The 18,769-nt window shown below is 65.0% G+C and carries 21 protein-coding genes; 15 read left to right on the top strand and 6 right to left on the bottom strand.

All coding sequences use genetic code 11. The features are described from left to right. Positions 1-11 precede the first annotated feature (11 nt). Positions 12-1,313, bottom strand: coding sequence for an MFS transporter (locus F4Y72_04420; protein ID MXZ27531.1), 1,302 nt, complete (start codon positions 1,311-1,313; stop codon positions 12-14). Continuing rightward, positions 1,310-2,197, bottom strand: a complete 888-nt coding sequence (locus F4Y72_04425) for a folate-binding protein YgfZ (GenBank protein ID MXZ27532.1) — start codon at positions 2,195-2,197, stop codon at positions 1,310-1,312. Before F4Y72_04425 ends, F4Y72_04420 begins: the two co-directional genes overlap by 4 nt. Positions 2,198-2,217: 20 nt before the next feature. Between F4Y72_04425 and sdhC the strand changes: the two genes are divergently transcribed. From sdhC to F4Y72_04450, 5 genes are read left to right on the top strand one after another with little or no spacing between them, the layout of a single operon-like run. Then, positions 2,218-2,616, top strand: coding sequence for a succinate dehydrogenase, cytochrome b556 subunit (gene sdhC, locus F4Y72_04430; protein ID MXZ27533.1), 399 nt, complete (start codon positions 2,218-2,220; stop codon positions 2,614-2,616). Next, positions 2,490-2,990, top strand: coding sequence for a succinate dehydrogenase, hydrophobic membrane anchor protein (gene sdhD / locus F4Y72_04435; GenBank protein MXZ27534.1), 501 nt, complete (start codon positions 2,490-2,492; stop codon positions 2,988-2,990). Before sdhC ends, sdhD begins: the two co-directional genes overlap by 127 nt. 19 nt (positions 2,991-3,009) lie before the next feature. Then, positions 3,010-4,785: a succinate dehydrogenase flavoprotein subunit gene (locus tag F4Y72_04440; GenBank protein ID MXZ27535.1), complete on the top strand. Its 1,776-nt coding sequence runs from the start codon at positions 3,010-3,012 to the stop codon at positions 4,783-4,785. A gap of 58 nt (positions 4,786-4,843) precedes the next feature. Beyond that, the gene (locus F4Y72_04445) at positions 4,844-6,355 is read left to right on the top strand and encodes an anthranilate synthase component I (GenBank protein MXZ27536.1); all 1,512 of its coding nucleotides are present in this window, start codon (positions 4,844-4,846) and stop codon (positions 6,353-6,355) included. 1 nt (position 6,356) lies between these two features. Then, complete coding sequence (locus tag F4Y72_04450; GenBank protein ID MXZ27537.1) at positions 6,357-6,953, top strand: aminodeoxychorismate/anthranilate synthase component II; 597 nt, start codon at positions 6,357-6,359, stop codon at positions 6,951-6,953. Positions 6,954-6,982: 29 nt separating this feature from the next. On the opposite strand, the gene F4Y72_04455 is transcribed toward F4Y72_04450, so the two are convergent. From F4Y72_04455 to F4Y72_04465, 3 genes are all read right to left on the bottom strand, one after another. After that, complete coding sequence (locus tag F4Y72_04455; GenBank protein ID MXZ27538.1) at positions 6,983-7,207, bottom strand: hypothetical protein; 225 nt, start codon at positions 7,205-7,207, stop codon at positions 6,983-6,985. Positions 7,208-7,272: 65 nt separating this feature from the next. After that, positions 7,273-7,761, bottom strand: coding sequence for a hypothetical protein (locus F4Y72_04460; GenBank protein MXZ27539.1), 489 nt, complete (start codon positions 7,759-7,761; stop codon positions 7,273-7,275). Continuing rightward, complete coding sequence (locus tag F4Y72_04465) at positions 7,745-8,602, bottom strand: NAD(P)H-binding protein (protein ID MXZ27540.1); 858 nt, start codon at positions 8,600-8,602, stop codon at positions 7,745-7,747. Before F4Y72_04465 ends, F4Y72_04460 begins: the two co-directional genes overlap by 17 nt. Positions 8,603-8,645: 43 nt before the next feature. Here F4Y72_04465 and F4Y72_04470 point away from each other — a divergent pair, with 43 nt between their 5' ends. Then, a complete protein-coding gene (locus tag F4Y72_04470; GenBank protein MXZ27541.1) occupies positions 8,646-9,479 on the top strand; it encodes a hypothetical protein in 834 nt (277 codons plus the stop codon). A gap of 4 nt (positions 9,480-9,483) precedes the next feature. Here F4Y72_04470 and F4Y72_04475 read toward each other — a convergent pair whose 3' ends face one another. Beyond that, positions 9,484-11,082 carry a thioredoxin family protein gene (locus F4Y72_04475; protein ID MXZ27542.1) on the bottom strand — a complete coding sequence of 533 codons (1,599 nt, stop codon included), beginning with the start codon at positions 11,080-11,082 and terminating at the stop codon, positions 9,484-9,486. 155 nt (positions 11,083-11,237) lie between these two features. Here F4Y72_04475 and F4Y72_04480 point away from each other — a divergent pair, with 155 nt between their 5' ends. The 9 genes from F4Y72_04480 (at position 11,238) to miaA (ending at position 18,679) form a co-directional block, all read left to right on the top strand. Continuing rightward, positions 11,238-12,035, top strand: a complete 798-nt coding sequence (locus tag F4Y72_04480; protein ID MXZ27543.1) for a succinate dehydrogenase iron-sulfur subunit — start codon at positions 11,238-11,240, stop codon at positions 12,033-12,035. Positions 12,036-12,045: 10 nt separating this feature from the next. Then, positions 12,046-12,282 carry a succinate dehydrogenase assembly factor 2 gene (locus tag F4Y72_04485; protein MXZ27544.1) on the top strand — a complete coding sequence of 79 codons (237 nt, stop codon included), beginning with the start codon at positions 12,046-12,048 and terminating at the stop codon, positions 12,280-12,282. Further along, positions 12,257-12,703, top strand: a complete 447-nt coding sequence (locus F4Y72_04490; protein ID MXZ27545.1) for a hypothetical protein — start codon at positions 12,257-12,259, stop codon at positions 12,701-12,703. The genes F4Y72_04485 and F4Y72_04490 overlap by 26 nt, the downstream gene beginning before the upstream one ends. 170 nt (positions 12,704-12,873) lie before the next feature. Beyond that, positions 12,874-13,644, top strand: coding sequence for a signal peptidase I (gene lepB, locus F4Y72_04495; GenBank protein ID MXZ27546.1), 771 nt, complete (start codon positions 12,874-12,876; stop codon positions 13,642-13,644). Further along, complete coding sequence (gene rnc, locus F4Y72_04500; GenBank protein MXZ27547.1) at positions 13,614-14,324, top strand: ribonuclease III; 711 nt, start codon at positions 13,614-13,616, stop codon at positions 14,322-14,324. The genes lepB and rnc overlap by 31 nt, the downstream gene beginning before the upstream one ends. Beyond that, complete coding sequence (locus F4Y72_04505; protein MXZ27548.1) at positions 14,321-15,190, top strand: GTPase Era; 870 nt, start codon at positions 14,321-14,323, stop codon at positions 15,188-15,190. Before rnc ends, F4Y72_04505 begins: the two co-directional genes overlap by 4 nt. After that, the gene (gene recO / locus F4Y72_04510; protein MXZ27549.1) at positions 15,187-15,915 is read left to right on the top strand and encodes a DNA repair protein RecO; all 729 of its coding nucleotides are present in this window, start codon (positions 15,187-15,189) and stop codon (positions 15,913-15,915) included. Before F4Y72_04505 ends, recO begins: the two co-directional genes overlap by 4 nt. Next, positions 15,912-17,711, top strand: a complete 1,800-nt coding sequence (gene mutL / locus F4Y72_04515) for a DNA mismatch repair endonuclease MutL (GenBank protein MXZ27550.1) — start codon at positions 15,912-15,914, stop codon at positions 17,709-17,711. Before recO ends, mutL begins: the two co-directional genes overlap by 4 nt. Positions 17,712-17,722: 11 nt before the next feature. Then, positions 17,723-18,679, top strand: a complete 957-nt coding sequence (gene miaA, locus F4Y72_04520) for a tRNA (adenosine(37)-N6)-dimethylallyltransferase MiaA (protein MXZ27551.1) — start codon at positions 17,723-17,725, stop codon at positions 18,677-18,679. Positions 18,680-18,769: the final 90 nt, after the last annotated feature.

Here is an 18,769-nt window from a genome sequence, read left to right on the forward strand (position 1 = left end):
CCTTTTGACACTTAATGAGACTTTCTGATTCTCAGGAAGACAGCGGCGGCGGCAGCTACAAAGAGCGGAATGGCGAATATAAAGTAGAGGTCGGGGCCTGTCCAACCGGTGTCGAGCAGTACGCCTGCTACCGTGGGCGCGGCCACGCCGCCCCATCTTCCCACCCCGATTGCCATTCCGGTTCCGGTCGTGCGCACTTCGGGGGGATACATCTGCGGTACCGCGGCATACGCTCCCATGATGCAGCCGGTGCCGAAGAGACCGACCAGAAAGGCGAGTGCGAGTGCAGTGACGAGTTCTCCCGCGTAGGCTCCGAATGCAATCATCAGTACGCCGCCCATCAGGGCATAGCCGGACTGCAGCCAATTGAGCCGGATTCGCGAGGCCAGCAGTCCCAGGGCGATCCCACCTAAAATTGCCCCTGCATTCAGGATGATTCCGCCCGACAGTCCGGCCCCCTCCGACAGACCCGCGTCGATCAACAGCTTGGGCGTCCACGACATGAAGAAGTAGAACGCCAGCAGTGTGCAGAAGAAGCACACCCAGATCAGCAGCGTGTTGCGGCCACGCCCATGCCGGAACAGGTGGTTCAATTTGGCTCGGGCAGGCTTTGCTTGCGTAACGTTGCCCAGTTCGCGGACCATGGTCTTGCCCATTCGCTTCAGCGTGCGGTTCACCTTTTCCAGGGTGTCCGGCGGCCTGCTGCCGAGGAGATAATCCAGCGATTCGGGCAAATACGCCATCGCCACGGGAATCATCAGTCCCGAAAGTACTCCCCCGAAGACAAAGGCCCAGCGCCAGCCGTAGCCAAGAATGATCGGGGCGGCGACGATGCCCCAGACCATCGCACCGGCCGGAAAGCCGGCCTGCAGGATGATCAATGCCAGCGTGCGCCGGCGATCGGACGAGTATTCGGAGACCACGACCGTCAGGCTTGCGAGCATCGCGCCGATGCCGAGTCCCGTGAAAAAACGCAGTGCGATCAGCTGCGGGTAGTTCGCCGCTGCCGCCGAGGCCAGCATTCCTGCCGTAACCGCTGTCAGCGAAAGAAGCGTCATTCGGCGACGTCCGTAGAGGTCGGCCAACGGCGCCAGGAACAGGGAGCCGAGAGCCATGCCGATGAGACTGGCCGACAACAGCCATCCCGTAACGATCTGGCTTAGCGCCCACTCCTCCGCCACGAAAGGCGCCGTGAAGGACATGACCAGCACGTCGTAGCCGTCGAGCATGTTGATCGCCAGGCATACGGTTACCGCGAGCACCTGGAAGCCGCTCATCGGCGTGTTGTTGATCTGGTCCTGGACCGACTTCATTGCTGTATCGGTAGTTGTCCGGGGTCTTGCGTCAGCCGTACTTCGGCCAGGACTTCAGTCTGTTCTCCCGCAAGCGCGGCGCCAATCACCGTGACCGCTCCCAGTTCCGGGTGTTCCGCCCTCGCGCCGCTGCGAATTTCGACTCCGGGCGGCAACCGCAGACGGCGCATTCGCCGCTTGGGCCTGCCCCGGTGCTCCATGCGCGCGATGATCTCCTGCCCGACATAACAGCCCTTGGTGAAACTGACCGCGCCCGAAAGATCAAGGTTCAACGAATGGGCCAGGAACTTGCCGCTGGTGTCGGAGTCTACCCACGGGATTTCCGCCTCGATGTCGGCAAGTCTCCAGCGCTCCGCTGTCCAAACGGAGTCGCCGCCGGCGGCAAGTTCGGCGGGCGGTTTGCCAAGCACCATCGCCCGCGAGTCGTCGCCGGGCAATCGCACGGCGCAAAACTCCGGCGCGCCGGAGCACTGCCATGCCTCTCCCGGGAAAGAGAGCGTCTCGCCCTCTCCAGGAGCGGGGACATGCTCACCTGCCGGTAGTGTGCAGCCGAATATCGGCTCCGGGACCACTTCAATTCGAACCTTGGCGCGCAGAATGTAGCGGCCGAGGCCGTCGGCGCATGTTTCTGCCATCCCGGCCGGCAGTATCAGGAAGATCGCGTCCTGCCAATCGACCGCCACCGTCAGGCACAGCACTCGTCCCTGGCGGTTGCACCAGGCTGCCGGAGCTGCCTGCGATGGGGTGACCCTGCCCATGTCCTGGCTCAGTTGCCCCTGCAGGAAATCCACGCGATCCTCGCCGCTGACCCGCAACGCGGCGAAGTCGCCCAGGCGCAGAAGCCCGGACGGATGCGGGCTACAATTGCTCACCCTCAAGACCATCCTCCCCCAAGATTCAGTCGATGCCTTCCGCCGCCAACCGGCCGCTTTCGCCGCACCTGTCGGTATATCGCTGGCAGTACACCATGGCTCTTTCTATTCTGCACCGCTTCACCGGCGTTGTGCTTTCCATTGGCTCGATCGCGTTGGTGGGATGCCTGCTGGCGTTGGCGTCGGGAGAGCGGGCGTTCGCCGTTGTCGAAAGTCTGTTTCGCTTTGGCATCGTGCGGCTTGCGGCGCTGGGCTGGGCCTGGTGCCTGTTCTATCACCTCGCGAACGGAGTGCGGCACCTGGTATGGGACATCGGCCGCGGATTCGAGCCGAAACACGCCCGGTTCTCCGGCTGGTTCGTGTTCCTGGCCTCGCTGGCCGCTACGGGCGCGTACTGGTGGTGGGGGCCCTTCGAGGGACGGATTCTGTGAGTCTGCGCACCCCCCTTGGTCATGCTGAAGGCCTCGGTTCGGCCGGTCACGGCACTGGGCACTGGTGGGCCCAGCGGATCAGCGCCGTCGCGCTCATTCCGCTGGCTCCGTGGTTCATGTGGAGGCTGGCGTCCATGCCCACTCTGTGGAGCCACGACCTCCTGCAGTGTTTTCAGGGACTGGGCGACGCCACCCTGCTGACCGCCTTCCTGCTGGCGCTTCTCTATCACTCCGAACTCGGCATCCGCGTGGTGCTCGAGGATTATGTGGGTGGCGGCTTGCGGGTGGCCGGACTGATCGTTTCGAGGCTGGCGCATATCGTCCTCGCGCTGGCCGGCCTGCTGGCGATCGCCCGCATCGTTACCCAGGTCTGAACGGCGGGGGCGCGCAGCAATGCCGGGCGATTACACCGTAGTCGATCACACTTTCGACGTGGTCGTCGTCGGCGCCGGCGGCGCCGGCCTGCGCGCCACCTTCGGGCTGGCCGAGGCCGGGCTGGACACGGCCTGCATCACCAAGGTCTTTCCCACCCGCAGCCACACGGTGGCGGCCCAGGGGGGCATCAGCGCGGCGCTGGGCAACATGGGCGAGGACGACTGGCGTTGGCACATGTACGACACGGTGAAGGGCTCGGACTGGCTGGGCGACCAGGACGCGATTGAATACATGTGCAAGGAAGCGGCGCGCGCCGTGATCGAACTGGAGCACTACGGACTGCCGTTCTCCCGCACCGAGGACGGGCGCATCTACCAGCGCGCCTTCGGCGGCATGACCACGCATTACGGCGAGGGCCAGGCGGTGCGCACCTGCGCGGCCGCCGACCGCACCGGTCACGCGATGCTGCACACGCTCTATCAGCAGTCCCTGCGTCACGAGGCCCAGTTCTTCATCGAGTATTTCGCCGTCGACCTGATCATGATCGACGGGGTGTGCCGGGGCGTCGTGGCGATCGACCTGGAGACCGGCCATCTGCACCGCTTCAACGCCCACCGCGTGATCCTCGCCACCGGCGGTTACGGCCGGGCCTACTACTCCTGCACTTCGGCACACACTTGCACCGGCGACGGCAACGGCATGGTGCTGCGCGCCGGGTTGCCGTTGATGGACATGGAGTTCGTACAGTTCCATCCCACCGGGATCCTGGGCGCCGGTTGCCTGATCTCCGAGGGCGTGCGCGGCGAGGGCGGCTACCTGACCAACTCCGAGGACGAGCGCTTCATGGAACGATACGCGCCGTCCGCGAAGGACCTCGCTTCTCGCGACGTGGTCAGCCGCGCCATCACCCTAGAACTTCGCGAGGGAAGAGGGATTGGTCCGCGCAAGGAATACGTGCACCTCAACATCATGCATCTCGATCCGGAGGTGATTGCCGAACGGCTCCCGGGCATCGCCGAAACCGCCAGGGTGTTCGCCGACGTGGACGTCACCAAAGAACCCATGCCGGTGGTGCCGACGGTGCACTACAACATGGGCGGCATACCCACCAACTATCACGGCGAGGCCCTGAAGGACACGGACAACGTCGCGCCCGGACTGCTGGCGGTGGGCGAGGCCGCCTGCGTATCGGTGCACGGCGCAAACCGTCTGGGCTCCAACTCCCTGCTCGACCTGGTGGTGTTCGGGCGAGCCGCCGCGCGCCGCTGCGCCGACACGCTGCGCGGCGAGGGCCCGCCGCCCCCGTTGCCGGCCGGCGCCGGCGACGAGTCGATCGCCCACGTGGACCGGATCCGCCAGGCTGACGGGTCGCGGCCGACCGCGGAGATCCGCGTGGAGATGCAGCGCCTGATGCAGGACCACGCGGCCGTTTTCCGCACCGGCGACGTGCTGGCCGAAGGCGTGGCCAAGCTGCGCGATACCTTGCAGAGCTTTTCCGACGTGAAGATTGCCGACCGCTCGCTGATCTGGAACACCGACCTGGTGGAAACGCTGGAACTCGAAAACCTGCTGGGCCAGGCGATGGCGACTCTCGCGTCCGCCGCCGCCCGAGAGGAGAGCCGCGGCGCCCATGCCCGCGAGGACTTCCCCGACCGCAACGACGACAACTGGCTCAAGCACACGCTGTCGTGGGTTGACGGGAAAGGCCGGGCGAGCCTGGACTACCGCCCGGTGCAGCTCGAGACCATGACCGAAGAGGTGGAAACCATCCCCCTCAAACAGCGCGTCTACTGAACCCCGGGGGCAAGGGTGTCCCGCCCTCAAGGAACCGGGTCCGCCAAGCCTATTCGCGATGAAGCTCTCCCCGAACATTGACGAATTCGCGCACCGCTACGAGGCCGGCCACAGCCAGGTCGTGTGGACGACGCTGGTAGCCGATCTCGATACGCCGGTTTCGGTGTTGCTGAAACTGGCCGGGGATTCGCCGAACAGCTTCCTGCTGGAGTCGGTGGAGGGTGGCGAGGTTCGCGGGCGCTATTCGATCATCGGAATGAAGCCCGACCTCATCTGGCGCTGCCGCGGGAACCGCGCCGAGATCAACCGCAACGCGCTGACGCGCGCCGACGCCTTCGAGCCCTGCAGCGGCGATGCGCTGAGCGAATTGCGCGGGCTGATCGACGACTCGCGCATCGAACTGCCCGAATCGCTGCCGCCGATGGCCGCCGGCCTGGTGGGTTACATGTCGTACGACACCGTTCGGCTGATGGAGCGACTGCCTCGACCCAATCCGGACGTGCTGGGACTTCCCGACGGCGTGTTCGTCCGCCCGACGGTGATGGCGATCTTCGACTCCGTCAAGGACCTGGTCACGCTCGTGACGCCGGTGCGTCCCGCCGAGGGGATCGCGGCGCGTGCCGCCTATGAAAGCGCCGTGAACACGCTGTCGGTTGCGGTAGCGGGCGTTGAGCAGGGGCAGTACCACGCGCAGGGCCGGCAAGGGGCCAGGCCGGGGCCGTCGGAACCCTCGTCCAACCTGAGCCGCGAGGCCTTTTGCGGGATGGTAAACAAGGCCAAGGAATACATAGCCGCCGGCGACATCTTCCAGGTCGTGCTTTCGCAGCGGTTCAGCCTGCCGTTCGAACTGCCGCCGTTCGCCCTTTACCGCGCGCTGCGCCGGACCAATCCTTCGCCGTTCATGTATTTCCTCAACTTCGACGACGGGTTTGCGATCGTGGGATCGAGCCCGGAGATCCTGGTGCGTTTACGGGACGACACGGTTACGGTGAGGCCTATCGCGGGTACCCGCAGGCGCGGCGCGAATCGCACCGAAGACGCGGCGCTGGCGCGCGAACTCCTGGCCGACCCCAAGGAGCGCGCCGAGCACCTCATGCTGCTCGATCTCGGGCGCAACGACGTGGGACGGGTGGCCAGGATCGGCTCCGTCAAGGTGACCGAGCAAATGGTCATCGAGCACTACTCCCATGTGATGCACATCGTCTCCAACGTGCAAGGCGAAATCGACGATCGCTACGGCGCGATGGACGCGTTGTGCGGGGCTTTCCCGGCCGGCACCGTAAGCGGTGCGCCCAAGGTCCGCGCCATGCAGATTATCGACGAGCTCGAACCGGAGAAGCGGGGCGTTTACGCGGGTGCGATCGGCTATTTTTCCGCCAACGGCAGCATGGACACCTGCATCGCATTGCGCACCGCGATCGTCAAGGACGGAACCATGTACGTGCAGGCGGGAAGCGGCATCGTGGCCGACAGCGACCCCGCCGCCGAATACGAGGAAAGCCGCAACAAGGCCCACGCCCTGATCCGTGCCGCAGAGGAGGCGGTGCGCTTCGCTTCACTGGACTCCTGAAATGCTGGTCATCATCGACAACTACGACAGCTTCACCTACAACCTCGTCCACTACCTGGGCGAGCTGGGCGCCGACTGCCGCGTGTTTCGTAACGACGCGATTTCCGTGGAAGAGGTGCTTGCTCTGCAACCGCAGGGCATTGTCCTGTCACCGGGACCCGGCTACCCGCAAAGCGCCGGCATTTGCCTCGAACTGGTGGAGAAGGCCGCCGATACTGTCCCGCTGCTCGGCGTATGCCTGGGCCATCAGGCCATTGGGCAGGCCTTCGGCGGCCGAGTCGTACGAGCGCCGAGGCTCATGCACGGTAAGCTCAGCGCGATCCACCATGACGGCGACGGCCTCTTCGATGGCCTGCCGCAGGGATTCGAGGCCACGCGCTACCACTCGCTGGTGGTTGAGCGCGAGTCGCTACCGGAAGCTCTTCAAGTGAACGCCGATACCGATCAGGGCGTCATCATGGGCATGAAGCACCGTGAACAGCCCATCTTCGGCGTTCAGTTCCACCCCGAGAGCATCGCATCCGAGCACGGCCACGCCCTGCTGGCCAACTTCCTCCACATCGCGGGAGTTGGCAACTCCAAAAAGCGGAGTCGCTAGTCCATACCGCCCCTTTATCGGGCCTTGTCCTATTGTGGGTCCGGGAACTCTGGCGGCCTTCTGCCGCGGCGGGCGTCATCCCATATTTTTCTGAGATTGACTATGATCATGCCGACCTGACCCGCCAAGAACCATCCCCAATCGCCTCGTTCCAGATTTCCTTCTTGCCATAGCACGTAGCCGGCATTGGCAATCGTTGCTCCAGCGAACACGAGGACGATGGTCGTCACCCAATTCCAGGCATTCTTCTTCATGCTGTCACGTCAATTCGTTCATGCTGGATCCATGGTGCCGGAGTAATCATGGTCTGATCGAATGATTACTTGTCCACGGGTTTGAAGCGCCATTCGCGCCAGCGCCTGCCGTCGCGGTACTCGACCACCACCAGGGACTTGACGGAACGCGTGCCGCCGTCTTCCGTGCGGTAGAAGTCCTCCTCGATCTGCACCAGTGTGTTGTCGGTGAGCCCCCACTTGTAGACATTGGCCCCGAGCCAGGTTCCGGAGCCGAACACGCCGCTCAAGGCCGCGCGCACCTGTTCGATGCCGCGCACCATCTCCTCGGCGCCCTCGTCGTTGATCTCGTACATCGTGAAATCGTCGTCCAGGCTGAGGATGGCGCCCTCGACGTTCATGTTTTCGAAGTGTTCCTCCGAGCGGGCGATCACTTCGGCGTAGGGGTTGTCGTGCTCATAGAACTGGCCGTAGAGCTTTTCGTATTCTTCTTCGTTGCCCACACTCTCGCTTACAAACGCGGCCAACAGGGTCACTCCCGCAAGGCTTGCCGCCAATTTAGTCGTCGATTTCATTGTTGCCTCCCTTTGCCTGAGCGGCCTCTTGTTCAGCCTTTTGCCTGGCGAGGTGCTTCTCGATTTCCGCCGCCGGGTCCATGATGGTGTCCGAGTACATGCCCAGAGCCATGTTCCAGTATTCGCCGCCATCCAGGTTATCGAGGATGAAGGTGGCGAAGTCCTCATAGGTAATTACGCGCGCACCGGGCGTATCGCCGGTGGTGTTGAACTTCATGTCGTGGCGCGCCGGTTCCTCCACCATGAAGCCGGGCCGCAACAGCATGTAATCCAGGCCGCTGTTAGCGATCATTTCCTCCATCTTCCACATGTCGTCGTAGAGATGGCGGGCAAGCCACTTCCACCTTTCGGACAAGTCACCCGGCGGCGGCCGGGTTGCGTTTACGTCCATGCGGTGCTCGACGCCGGTCGAGCTCGCCATGATGAGCCGGGTGTTGCCCTTCTCCTGCATGGCGGAGATGAGGTGCTCGCCCATCACCGTGTAGATGTCGACGGGTCCGATCTCGGCGGCGGGATCTTCGGGTGCGGGCACGCCGATCATGGACACCACCACTTCGTGTCCCTCCAGCACGGGGTCGATGGTGTCGCGCTCATAGATGTCGCCCTTGAACAGCGTCAGGTTCTCATGCTCGACGCCGAGCTTGGAGGGCGTGCGCGCGAATCCCTTGATGGTGTGGCCCCGTTGAAGGGCCTGGCGAATGATTTCGCGCCCGGACCGGGCCGTGGCGCCGAACAGGGCGATGACCGGTTTTTGCCCGTTTTCGGCGGCGCGCAGGCGCCAGGGCGCGGTGCTCAGCGCGGTCAGAGCTAGCGTTCCCTTGACAAATGTTCTCCGTTTCATGCCTTCCCCCTGCAGTGCGGCAATACCACCCTATACTAGCCGGATGCGGCTGCTGGAGATACGTTTTCGGGGTCAGGCGATCGAGCGTGGCAGGCTTCCGGTGGCCCACCTTGCCAGTTTCCTGGACAGTTGGCGCAAGGTGGTGCAGCGGACCGGGCGGGTATTGCGCGGGGAGGCGAGGAGCGTCCGCCCGGGTCAGCCGCCGCAGGACCTCAGGTCGGAACTGGAGTTCGAACTGGTCACGTTTGACGGGGAAGGCGATTCAGTAAGCCTCGGGCTTGAACGCCGCCTCGAAAATACGTCCTTCCCGGAAATGGATTTTGGCCTCAAGGTAATCCATAGCGCGATCGGCGGCCTGCGCGAGATCAGAAGCAGCGATCCGGCCGAGGCCTTGCCGAACGGGATCGATCCCGGCGTGCTCAGGGCCTGGCGGGATGCCGGGGTGTTGCTGGGTCAGGGCGTCGAGACCATCAAATTCACGTTGAACGACAGTTCGGGAACGGTCCGGTCGGCGCTGGACCCGGACGTGCTGGAGCGCATCCGTGAGCGCCTGACGCGGCCCAGCGTCAATATCCGCAAGATCGAGGGTCGCCTGCTCATGGTCGATTTCACCGGAAAGGAGGCCCGGTGCCGAATCCATCCGATTGACGGCGAGCCGATCGAGTGCCTGGTGGACGAGGAGCGCAAGGAAATGGTACTGGCCAACATGCTTGAGGATGTCCTCATCACCGGCGAGGTTCGACTGGATCCCGCCACCGGCAGGATCAGGAGCATCACCGTTCAGGACATCGAGCGGCGGGAAACGCCGGATACGAAAGCGTCGGATGACGCTCCGCAACCGCGGGGCTTGCCGTACGACTCCGAATCGGGCGGCTAGGCAGCTACATCCCTGGCGTCGAGTCGTTCAGGCGTTGCTGCATGGCAACGCAGGCGCTCACCGAGTCCTCTGCCGCATGCTCGGCGCAGATCGTGGCGACTCCGTCATCCAGAGCGGCCAGCGAAAGGCCCGCGTGGTGTTCTGCGCGCCAGGTCTCCAGTGCGTCGACCAGCCAGCCGAACGATCGCAGGTTGCGGTTCGCGAGCGCGTCCGGTTGGCCGTGCATTTCGGCTAGTACCTCCTGCGACACGCTCAGTATGGTTTCCGAGTCCTCGGGCATCCATTCCATCATGCGCCGAACGTAATTTACGCCGTGCTGCAGGCGCGTGGCGGGGCCGTATGACTCGCGGTAGTAACGCTCCATCCAGCGCACCGCACCTTGGATATCGCCCGCCTTGTGACTGAGCGTCGCCAGCGGATACATGAAGTAGTACGGCTCCTCGGAAATCTCCAGTTCCTTTTCCAGCAGGATGCGCGCGCGTTCATATTCGCCGGCATTGCTCAGCAGGCCATAGGTGTAGTAGATCAGGCTCTGACGCTCTTGCTGGCTCTCGGCGGCCGTATCCGCCTCCCGGGCCGCAGCCACAATCCTCTCAAGCAATTGTGGCGATGGCGGGGCTTCGGCGTTATCGAGCCGCTCCAACTCCAGCAGGATTCCCAGGGAGAATATCGGCGCGGACTTGTTGCCCGTGGGACTGGCCAGCGTCGTCTCTATCGCGCTGCCGAACGCCTGGCGCAGTTCCTCCTGCTGCGCGGAATCCACCTCCAGCGCGTCGAAAACGCCGGCAAGCCTGCCGGAAAACATCATCAGGTTGTCCAGATCGGGTTCTTCCGCACCCAGCACGAACATGAGTTCGGAATATCGTTCAGCGCTCATTGCGGCATCGCCGGAACTGGCTGCTTCGGACAGTCGCAGCGAATGCACGCGCCGCGCCAGCACGGGGTCGTCCTGCGGGGCTTGGCCGGCGAGCCGTTCGAACAGCGCCAGGTATTGCTCCGGCGCCAGCGTTCTCTTGTCCTGGTACCAGGAGTGGTAAGCGAGCCTCCGGTATTCGGCGTCCGTCAGGGCCCGGTCGCTATTCAGCGCGACCTGCACAAGCTCGGTCACCGGCGCCAGGTCGGAACGGGCGTCGTCCAGCGCCGCCATGAAGGATTCGGCGGTCAGTGTGCCGGGCAGCCGGGTCAACTGTTTTCCCTGAGAATCGAACACGATCACGGTGGGGTAGCCCACCGCATCGTGCTTCTCGCCCCAGACTTGCGCGCGCTGCGTGTCGCCGTCCAGGTAAACGGCCACGAAATCGCGCGTCGTGGCAATGAATTCCGGCTGCTGGAACAATGTGCTCTTCATCAGGTTGCAGGGTGGGCACCAGACCGCGCCCCAATAGAGAAAAAGCGGTTTGGCCGAGCGCTCGGCCTCGGCGAAAGCCTCCTCTACGGTGCCTTCGTACCAGTCGATTGCCTGGTACGCGTCCACGTCGGCCTCGACGGCCTCGACGGCAGGCGCTTCGGAATCCGGCTGGCACGCGGCCAAGGCAAGTCCGAACGCAAGTGAGAGTGCGGCCAGGCGTCCCGGGGGTGAGGGCAATCTTTCGAAGGTAAGCATGGGAAACCTCCCGGTATCGAATGCGCGGAACTGTTCCGCGCTTGCGGCTATTCGAACGAGTGTAGCAGTACCATTCAAGGCATCCGCCCGCTGTTTTTGCTAACATTTCCGGAACCCGGCCCTGCCGGCTGACTGAAACACACAGGACCCCCCGCATGGCGCAATTCCTGCTGCCCAAGAACTCCCGGGTAAGGCGCGGACGGCACTACGCGCTGTCCGATGGCTCCGCGGCCAACAGCGAGCGCCGTATCCGCCGGTTCAAGGTCTATCGCTACGATCCGGATTCAGGGGGGAACCCGCGGGTGGACAGCTACGACGTGGACATGAACAACTGCGCCCCGATGGTGCTGGACGCGCTGATCCACATCAAGGACGAGGTCGATTCCACGCTGACCTTCCGCCGCTCCTGCCGCGAGGGCATCTGCGGTTCCTGCGCCATGAACATCAATGGAATCAACACCCTGGCGTGCACCCAGGCGGTCAGCGAACTCAAGGGGGACGTGGCGGTCTATCCGCTGCCGCACCTGCCGGTGGTCAAGGACCTGGTGCCCGATCTGACTCATTTCTACGCTCAGTACGCGTCGGTCGAACCGTGGCTCAAGACCAAGACGCCTCCTCCGCCGGACCGCGAGCGGCTGCAGTCGCGCGGCGATCAGGAGAAGATCAACACGCCCGCCGCCTGCATCCTGTGCGCCTGCTGTTCGACCAGTTGCCCCAGCTATTGGTGGAACGGCGACCGCTATCTGGGTCCCGCCGCGCTTCTAGCCGCTTATCGCTGGCTGGAGGACAGCCGCGACGAGGCCGCCGGCGAGCGGCTGGACCAGCTCGAAGATCCGTTCAAGCTGTACCGCTGCCACACGATCATGAACTGCACCGAGGCCTGCCCCAAGGACCTCAACCCGGCGCGGGCCATCGCGGAGACCAAGAAAAGGCTGCTGGAGCGTCGCGCCTGACGGACCGCTCATGAGCCGGGCGGCCAGACTGCGATGGCGTTGCCGCCGCGGGCGGCGGGAGTTGGACCTGCTGCTTGAGCGCTACCTGAACGATCGCTACGAGCAATCCGGCGCCGCGGAGCGGGCGGGCTTCGAAGCGCTGCTTGAGCGCAGCGATCCGGAACTGGAGGACCTGCTGACCGGGCGGCTGGCGCCCGAGTCGCCACAGCAGGCGCGCGTGATTGAGCGGATTCGCCGTCACGGTTGAGATCCGCTCGGCCCGGCCGGCCTGGGCCGCCCCGGCGCTCGCAACCGGACTTCTGCTTGCCGTTGTCGCGGTGCTGATCGCCGACCTGCCGTTCTGGCTCCGTATTGTCGTGGCCCTGAGTGTCTGCGTGGGAGCCGCACTGGAATGGCGTCGCGCCCGGCGAGGAGCGATTGCGCCCGGAATCGAAGCCGTCTGGCTTACGCCGCCGGGCGACTGGCGACTGGTGCTGGATACCGGCGAAATGGACAAGGCCGAATTGCTGCATCGGCGTGGTTTCGTTTCGCGCCGCCTGGTCGGACTTACGTTGCGCCGCGTCGCTGCCGGGCGGCGCCGGAATTCAGCGGTGCGGGTATGGCTGACTCCCGCAATGCTCGGCGAACGGGACTGGCGGCTGTTACAGGTTCGGCTGCGAAATCCATAGCGCTGACTACTCCGGGCCAAGCCCTTTGTTCGTCCCCCTCCTCGTGGGAGCGTTGGAGCAGGACAGCGAGAATCGAGCCAGGATGGCGTCTCCGACGAGGAGGGGGACGAACAAAGGGCGAGGAAGCAGGAACAACGAGATTCCCCCAAGGCGGGTAAAATCGCGGGCCTATGGAAATCTGGCTGGTTGGAATTACGGGCCTGGCGCTGGTGCTGTGGGCGCTCGACCGCTTCATCCTGACACCGCGCGCCAGGCGCGCTGCCGGGGAGGGCGGAGAACTGCCGCCCAAGTCGAAGATTTTCGAATACGCCGCGGCCTTTCTCCCGGTACTCCTGGTGGTGCTCTGCATTCGCTCCTTCCTGTACGAGCCCTACCGCATTCCGTCGGGCTCGATGCAGCCGACCCTTGAAATCGGCGATTTCATTTTCGTCAACAAGTTCGCGTACGGACTTCGTTTGCCGGTCACCAACACCACCGTTGTCGAGTTGGGAACGCCGGAACGTGGAGACGTCGTGGTGTTCAAGCTGCCCACCGACCCGCGGGCCAACTTCATCAAGCGCATGGTCGGGCTGCCCGGGGACGTCGTCGAGTATCGCGGCAAGCGGCTTCGCATCAACGGCGAGCCCGTCGAGCTGAGCGAGCCCGTTCCACTGAACCCTTCGGCGCCGTACTCCGTGCGCAAGGCGGTGGAGGTTCTGGGTCAGGCCAGTCATGACGTCCATTTCATGCCCGGGCGGATCAGCAGGGAAGGCACGTTCACGGTTCCCGAGGGGCATTACTTCGTTATGGGGGACAACCGGGACAACAGCAGGGACAGCCGTTACCAGGGAGTCGGCTTTATTCCGGACGATCGCCTTGTAGGCCGCGCCGAGCGCATTTGGTTCAATTGGGAGTTTGGCAGCATGCCCGAATGGGGCCGGATCGGCGACGCGATCAATTGACCGGCGGCCGGCAGCTCTCCCGGTGGGCCGGCCGTGCGCTAGGGCATGACTTTGCCCGTCTCGATTTACTGAAGCAGGCGCTGACCCATCCCAGCGCCGACGAACATAACAACCGCCGCCTCGAGTATCTTGGCGACGCCGTGCTGGAACTGGTCGCTTCGGATTACCTCTACAAGCGCCACCAGAAAGCCCTGGAGGGTGGACTGACCCAGTTGCGCCAGCGCCTGGTGCAGCGGGCCACGCTGGCTTCCGTCGCCGGGGAAGTGAATCTCGCAAAACACCTGCGTTACAAGGGCGCGGACCTGGCGCCGGACGGACCGGCGCACGAAGCGATGCTTGCCGATGCTCTGGAGGCGGTGTTTGCCGCGGTCTGGCTGGACGGAGGCATAAAGCCGGCGGCGGCCGTGTTCGAGAGGCTGTTTGCCCAGCGGCTGAAGTCCGTCGCGGACTTGCCGCGCGACGCCAAGAGCCTGCTCCAGGAGTATCTGCAGGGGCGGGGATTCAATCCGCCGGAATACCGCCTGGCCGGTTCCCGCGACGATCCCCAGGCGCCGTCCTTCCGCTCCGTGTGCAAGGTGCCGGAACTGTCCCTGAGCGCCGAAGGCGAGGGGCGCACGATACAGGCGTCGGAAGTCGAGGCGGCGGCGTCCGTGCTGGCCGCCGTCGGCGAGTCGCCATGAGTTTCCGCGCCGGGCTGGCGCCCATTCTCGGCCGGCCCAACGTGGGCAAGTCCACGCTGCTGAACCGCCTGCTGAAGGAAAAGGTCAGCATCGAGACGCGGAAGCCGCAAACTACCCGGCACGCGATTACCGGCGTGCGCCATACGGACGATTCCCAGCTCGTGCTGGTGGACACGCCCGGGCTGCACGCGCCCGGCGCCCGGTTGCTGTCGCGCAGCATGAACCGCGCCGCGCTGGGTTCGGTAGCCGGCGCCGACGTCGTCCTCATGATGGTCGAGGCCGGCCGGTGGCTGGCGGGCGACAAGCGGGTCCTGGAGGAAATAAGGAAGTCGGGCCTGACGTGCATACTGGTCGTCAACAAGATCGATCGCCTGAAGAGCCGCGAAGAGCTCTTTCCCTTTCTCAGGGAGTGCGCCGAAAGAGGCGAGTTTGCCCAGATCGTGCCGATCTCGGCATTGCACGGGGACAACCTGGACCGCCTGGGTGAGGTCGTGGCGCAATACCTGCCCGAGGGCGATCCGCTGTATCCGCCCGAAGCGGTAACGGACCGTGACCTGAGCTTTCGTATCGCCGAGATGCTGCGCGAGAAACTGACCCTGAATACGCATCGCGAGGTCCCGTACGATCTGGATGTGGCCGTAACGTCGCTGGATACGCGCGGAAGGGCGGTGGTCGCGGAGCTCGAGGTGCGCGTCAACCGCGCCTCGCAGCGCGGCATCGTGATCGGCCGCGGAGGCTTGCGGCTGAAAGCGGCGGGCCGCCAGGCGCGCATGGAACTCCAGCGCATCTTCAAGCGCCCGTTCCATTTGCGCGCGCAGGTGCGTGTACGCAAGAACTGGTTCAACAATCCCCGGTACTGTCGATGAACACGGTCCGGCGCGTGGAACTGGCGGAATCGTGGGTTCTTCACAGCCGTCCGTTTCGTGAGACGAGCCTGATCGTGGAGGCCTTCTCAAGGGAATTCGGCCGTATGGGCCTGGTCGCGCGGGGCGGTCGCAGGCCGCGTTCCTCGCTGGCGCTGGCCGCGCGGCCTTTTCGGCTGCTGCTGCTGTCGTGGACCGGCAGGGGGGAGCTCGCAACGCTGACCGCCGCGGAGAGTGCCCCGCAGCATGCCGCATCGGCCCCGCCGGGCGGGGAAACGCTTCTTGCCGCGATGTATCTGAACGAACTCGTGTTGCGCCTTACCCGGCGCGAAGACCCGCACCCGGAATTGTTCGACCACTACTCGCAGGCGCTGGGCGACTTGAGCGCGGCCGGGCCGATGGAGCCGGTTCTTCGGCGCTTCGAGCTGGACCTTTTGGCTTCGCTGGGCTTCGGGCTGAACCTTCGACACGACATCGAGGGCCGGGACCTGGCCCCCGGGGCAGCCTATTGCTATCGTATGGAACAGGGCGCCGAGGCCCTGCCGAACGGCGCGCGGACCGGCGAGGCGATGAATTTTTCCGGCGCCGAGCTTCTGGGCATAGCGCGCGGGGACTGGGGCAGCCGCGACACACGCCGCGCCGCGAGCCGGCTTTTGAAAACGGCGATTGATTTCTACCTGGAGGGGAAGCCGCTGAACACGCGCAAGGTGTTCGCGGCCATGCGATGACGATTCAACTGCTGCCGGACCATCTGGTCAACCAGATCGCCGCGGGGGAGGTCGTGGAACGCCCGGCCTCGGTGGTCAAGGAACTGGTGGAAAACAGCCTGGACGCGGGCGCGCGACGGATCGTCGTGCAGATCGAGAAGGGCGGTTCGCGGCTGTGCCGTGTTCGCGATGACGGCGTGGGTATCGCCGCGGATGAGCTGGCGGTAGCGCTTACGCGCCACGCCACCAGCAAGATTGCCAGCCTGGAAGACCTGCGCACCGTCGCCACGCTGGGATTTCGCGGCGAGGCGCTGCCGAGCATCGCCGCCGTGGCGAGGCTCACCCTGACTTCGCAGCTCGCCGGCGAGCGTAGCGGCTGGACCGTGAGCAGTTCCGGCGGAAGCACCGCTGGGCCGCGCCCGGCGGCGCACCCGCAGGGCACGACCGTCGAAGTGCGCGACCTGTTCTACAACACGCCGGCGCGGCGCAGTTTCCTGCGCAAACCTGTCACCGAAACGAGGCATATCGACAGGGCCCTGCTGCGAATGGCGCTGAGCCGTTACTCCACCGGCGTGCGCTACGAAAAGGACGGCCGCCTGAGCTACGACCTTCCGTCCGCGCAAACCCGCGAGCAGGAGGAGGAGCGGATTGCGAAACTGCTGGGCCCGCAATTCATCGAACACGCCCTTTACTTCGAGGAACAGCGCCAGGGAATACACCTGCGCGGGTGGCTGGCGCGCCCGAAATACTCCCGCAGCCAGGGCGACATGCAGCATCTGTTCCTGAACGGGCGGGGGATTTTCGATCGTACGGTGGCCCACGCCGTGCGCCAGGCTTATGCGGACGTGATGTTTCACGGCCGTCACCCGGCGTGGCTGTTGTATCTGGAAATGGATCCCGCGCTGGTGGACGTCAATGCGCATCCCGCCAAGCTCGAAGTGCGCTTCCGCGAAGGGCGGAAGGTCCATGACGTGGTCCGGCGCACGCTGGAGGCCGTTCTGGCGGGCACCCGGCCCGGCCAGGCGACCGGGGAAGACGCGACGGAGGACGGGCCAGGCGTGGCTGGTTTTGGCGGTCCGGCGGAGCGCCCGGGTGGCGGACCGGGCGGCGCCGGTGCGCTGGCTACGCTGCTGGGTGCCTCGCCGCTCCCCCTGGGTCCCGGCCCGGCCCACGCGCCCGTGCGTGAACCCAGGCCCGGGGAGTCCGAAGGGGAAATGCCGCCCCTGGGATACGCGCTGGCCCAACTGGCGGGTATCTACATCCTCGCCGAGAACAGCGAGGGCCTGATCATCGTGGACGCGCATGCGGCGCACGAGCGGGTGGTCTACGAGCGGATGAAGGCACAGCTCGACGACCAGGGCCTGGGCTCGCAGCTCTTGCTGGAGCCCGTTCGCCTGAGGGTCGGCCGCGAGGACATGGACACGGCCACGCGGCAGCGCGAAACCTGGAAAAGGCTGGGTTTCGTGGTGGACCAGGTGGGACCGGAAACGCTGGCGGTTCGGGAAGTCCCGGCGCTGCTGGCCGGAGGAGATACGGAAGCCATGCTGCGCGACCTGCTGTCGGGAGCGCAGGCGCGCCAGGAAGCCGAGACCGAGGACTCGGCCGAAGAACTCACGGGACGAATTCACCATATCCTCGCGACGATGGCCTGCCATACTTCGGTGCGGGCCAACCGGCGGCTCACGCTTGAGGAAATGAACGCGCTGCTGCGCGACATGGAAAAGACGCCGCGCGCGGACCAGTGCAACCACGGGCGGCCGACCTGGCGGGCCTTCCGCATTCAGGAACTGGACCGCATTTTCCTGCGCGGCCAGTAACGGGAAAGCCGGTGGAGGCGGTGCTCTTGAAGGGGCCCACCTGTGTGGGCAAGACGCGGCTCGTGGTGGAATTGGCGGCGCGGCTGCCGCTCAGGGTGATCAGCGTGGACTCGGCCTGCGTTTACCGGGGGCTGGATATCGGCACGGCCAAGCCGGGTGTGGAAGAGCGGCGCATTGCTCCGCATCACCTGGTGGATCTGTGCTCACCGGATGAGCGCTATTCGGCCGCTCGTTTTGCGGAAGACGCCCACCGGGAGATCGCGCGGGCGCGAGAACTTGGACAGGTGCCGGTGCTGGCGGGCGGCACGATGCTGTATTTCCGGGCCCTGGAACAGGGTCTTGCGGATTTACCCGGCGCCGACGCCGCGCTGCGAAGGGCGACTCAGGAACGTGCCGCGCGGGAGGGCTGGCCGGCCCTGCATGAGCAGCTGAAGCAGCTTGACCCCGCGGCCGCCGCCCGCATCGCGCCCAACGACGCCGCCCGTATCGAGCGGGCGCTGGAAGTGCTGCGGCTGACGGGGCGGCCGATCAGCGAACTCTGGCTTGACGCTTCCGGAGCAGCGTCGCCGGGCTATCTGAAATTCGCGCTGATTCCCGAAGACCGCGGCGCGTGGCGCCGGCGTATCGAGGAGCGTTTCGACGACATGATGAAGAGGGGCTGGCTGGATGAAGCGCGGGCCTTGCAGGCGCTCAATCTCGATCCCGGACTGCCGGCCACGCGGATTGCAGGCTATCGGCAGTTGCTGGAGCATCTCAACGGGCAGTTTTCGCTGGACGAGGCGAGAGTGCGCGGAATCCGGGCTACCAAGGCGCTGGGCAGGCGCCAGTTGACCTGGTTGCGGGCCGAGCGGGACATCATCCGCCTCGTCGCGGAAAACCCCCGATGCGCCGCGCAGGTGGAAAACGAAATCCACTCGCACTGGCAAATTGGTGAAGGGCTGGCCACACCCAGGGAAGATTGCAAATGAGAGGCAACCGGGAACCGATGGCGCGATGCGGAAAAACTCGTCAAAAACGCCGAATTTCGATATTGGCGCAGCGCGGGCCTTGCATCATTC

Source organism: Gammaproteobacteria bacterium (assembly GCA_009838035.1).
GTDB lineage: Bacteria > Pseudomonadota > Gammaproteobacteria > Steroidobacterales > Foliamicaceae > Foliamicus.

Bases quoted from the DNA above. Each gene is read 5' to 3' on its own strand.
- F4Y72_04420 (MXZ27531.1), bottom strand. From the start codon at position 1,313: ATGAAGTCGGTCCAGGACCAGATCAACAACACGCCGATGAGCGGCTTC.
- F4Y72_04425 (MXZ27532.1), bottom strand. From the start codon at position 2,197: ATGGTCTTGAGGGTGAGCAATTGTAGCCCGCATCCGTCCGGGCTTCTG.
- sdhC (MXZ27533.1), top strand. From the start codon at position 2,218: ATGCCTTCCGCCGCCAACCGGCCGCTTTCGCCGCACCTGTCGGTATAT.
- sdhD (MXZ27534.1), top strand. From the start codon at position 2,490: ATGGGACATCGGCCGCGGATTCGAGCCGAAACACGCCCGGTTCTCCGG.
- F4Y72_04440 (MXZ27535.1), top strand. From the start codon at position 3,010: ATGCCGGGCGATTACACCGTAGTCGATCACACTTTCGACGTGGTCGTC.
- F4Y72_04445 (MXZ27536.1), top strand. From the start codon at position 4,844: ATGAAGCTCTCCCCGAACATTGACGAATTCGCGCACCGCTACGAGGCC.
- F4Y72_04450 (MXZ27537.1), top strand. From the start codon at position 6,357: ATGCTGGTCATCATCGACAACTACGACAGCTTCACCTACAACCTCGTC.
- F4Y72_04455 (MXZ27538.1), bottom strand. From the start codon at position 7,207: ATGAAGAAGAATGCCTGGAATTGGGTGACGACCATCGTCCTCGTGTTC.
- F4Y72_04460 (MXZ27539.1), bottom strand. From the start codon at position 7,761: ATGAAATCGACGACTAAATTGGCGGCAAGCCTTGCGGGAGTGACCCTG.
- F4Y72_04465 (MXZ27540.1), bottom strand. From the start codon at position 8,602: ATGAAACGGAGAACATTTGTCAAGGGAACGCTAGCTCTGACCGCGCTG.
- F4Y72_04470 (MXZ27541.1), top strand. From the start codon at position 8,646: ATGCGGCTGCTGGAGATACGTTTTCGGGGTCAGGCGATCGAGCGTGGC.
- F4Y72_04475 (MXZ27542.1), bottom strand. From the start codon at position 11,082: ATGCTTACCTTCGAAAGATTGCCCTCACCCCCGGGACGCCTGGCCGCA.
- F4Y72_04480 (MXZ27543.1), top strand. From the start codon at position 11,238: ATGGCGCAATTCCTGCTGCCCAAGAACTCCCGGGTAAGGCGCGGACGG.
- F4Y72_04485 (MXZ27544.1), top strand. From the start codon at position 12,046: ATGAGCCGGGCGGCCAGACTGCGATGGCGTTGCCGCCGCGGGCGGCGG.
- lepB (MXZ27546.1), top strand. From the start codon at position 12,874: ATGGAAATCTGGCTGGTTGGAATTACGGGCCTGGCGCTGGTGCTGTGG.
- rnc (MXZ27547.1), top strand. From the start codon at position 13,614: ATGGGGCCGGATCGGCGACGCGATCAATTGACCGGCGGCCGGCAGCTC.
- F4Y72_04505 (MXZ27548.1), top strand. From the start codon at position 14,321: ATGAGTTTCCGCGCCGGGCTGGCGCCCATTCTCGGCCGGCCCAACGTG.
- recO (MXZ27549.1), top strand. From the start codon at position 15,187: ATGAACACGGTCCGGCGCGTGGAACTGGCGGAATCGTGGGTTCTTCAC.
- mutL (MXZ27550.1), top strand. From the start codon at position 15,912: ATGACGATTCAACTGCTGCCGGACCATCTGGTCAACCAGATCGCCGCG.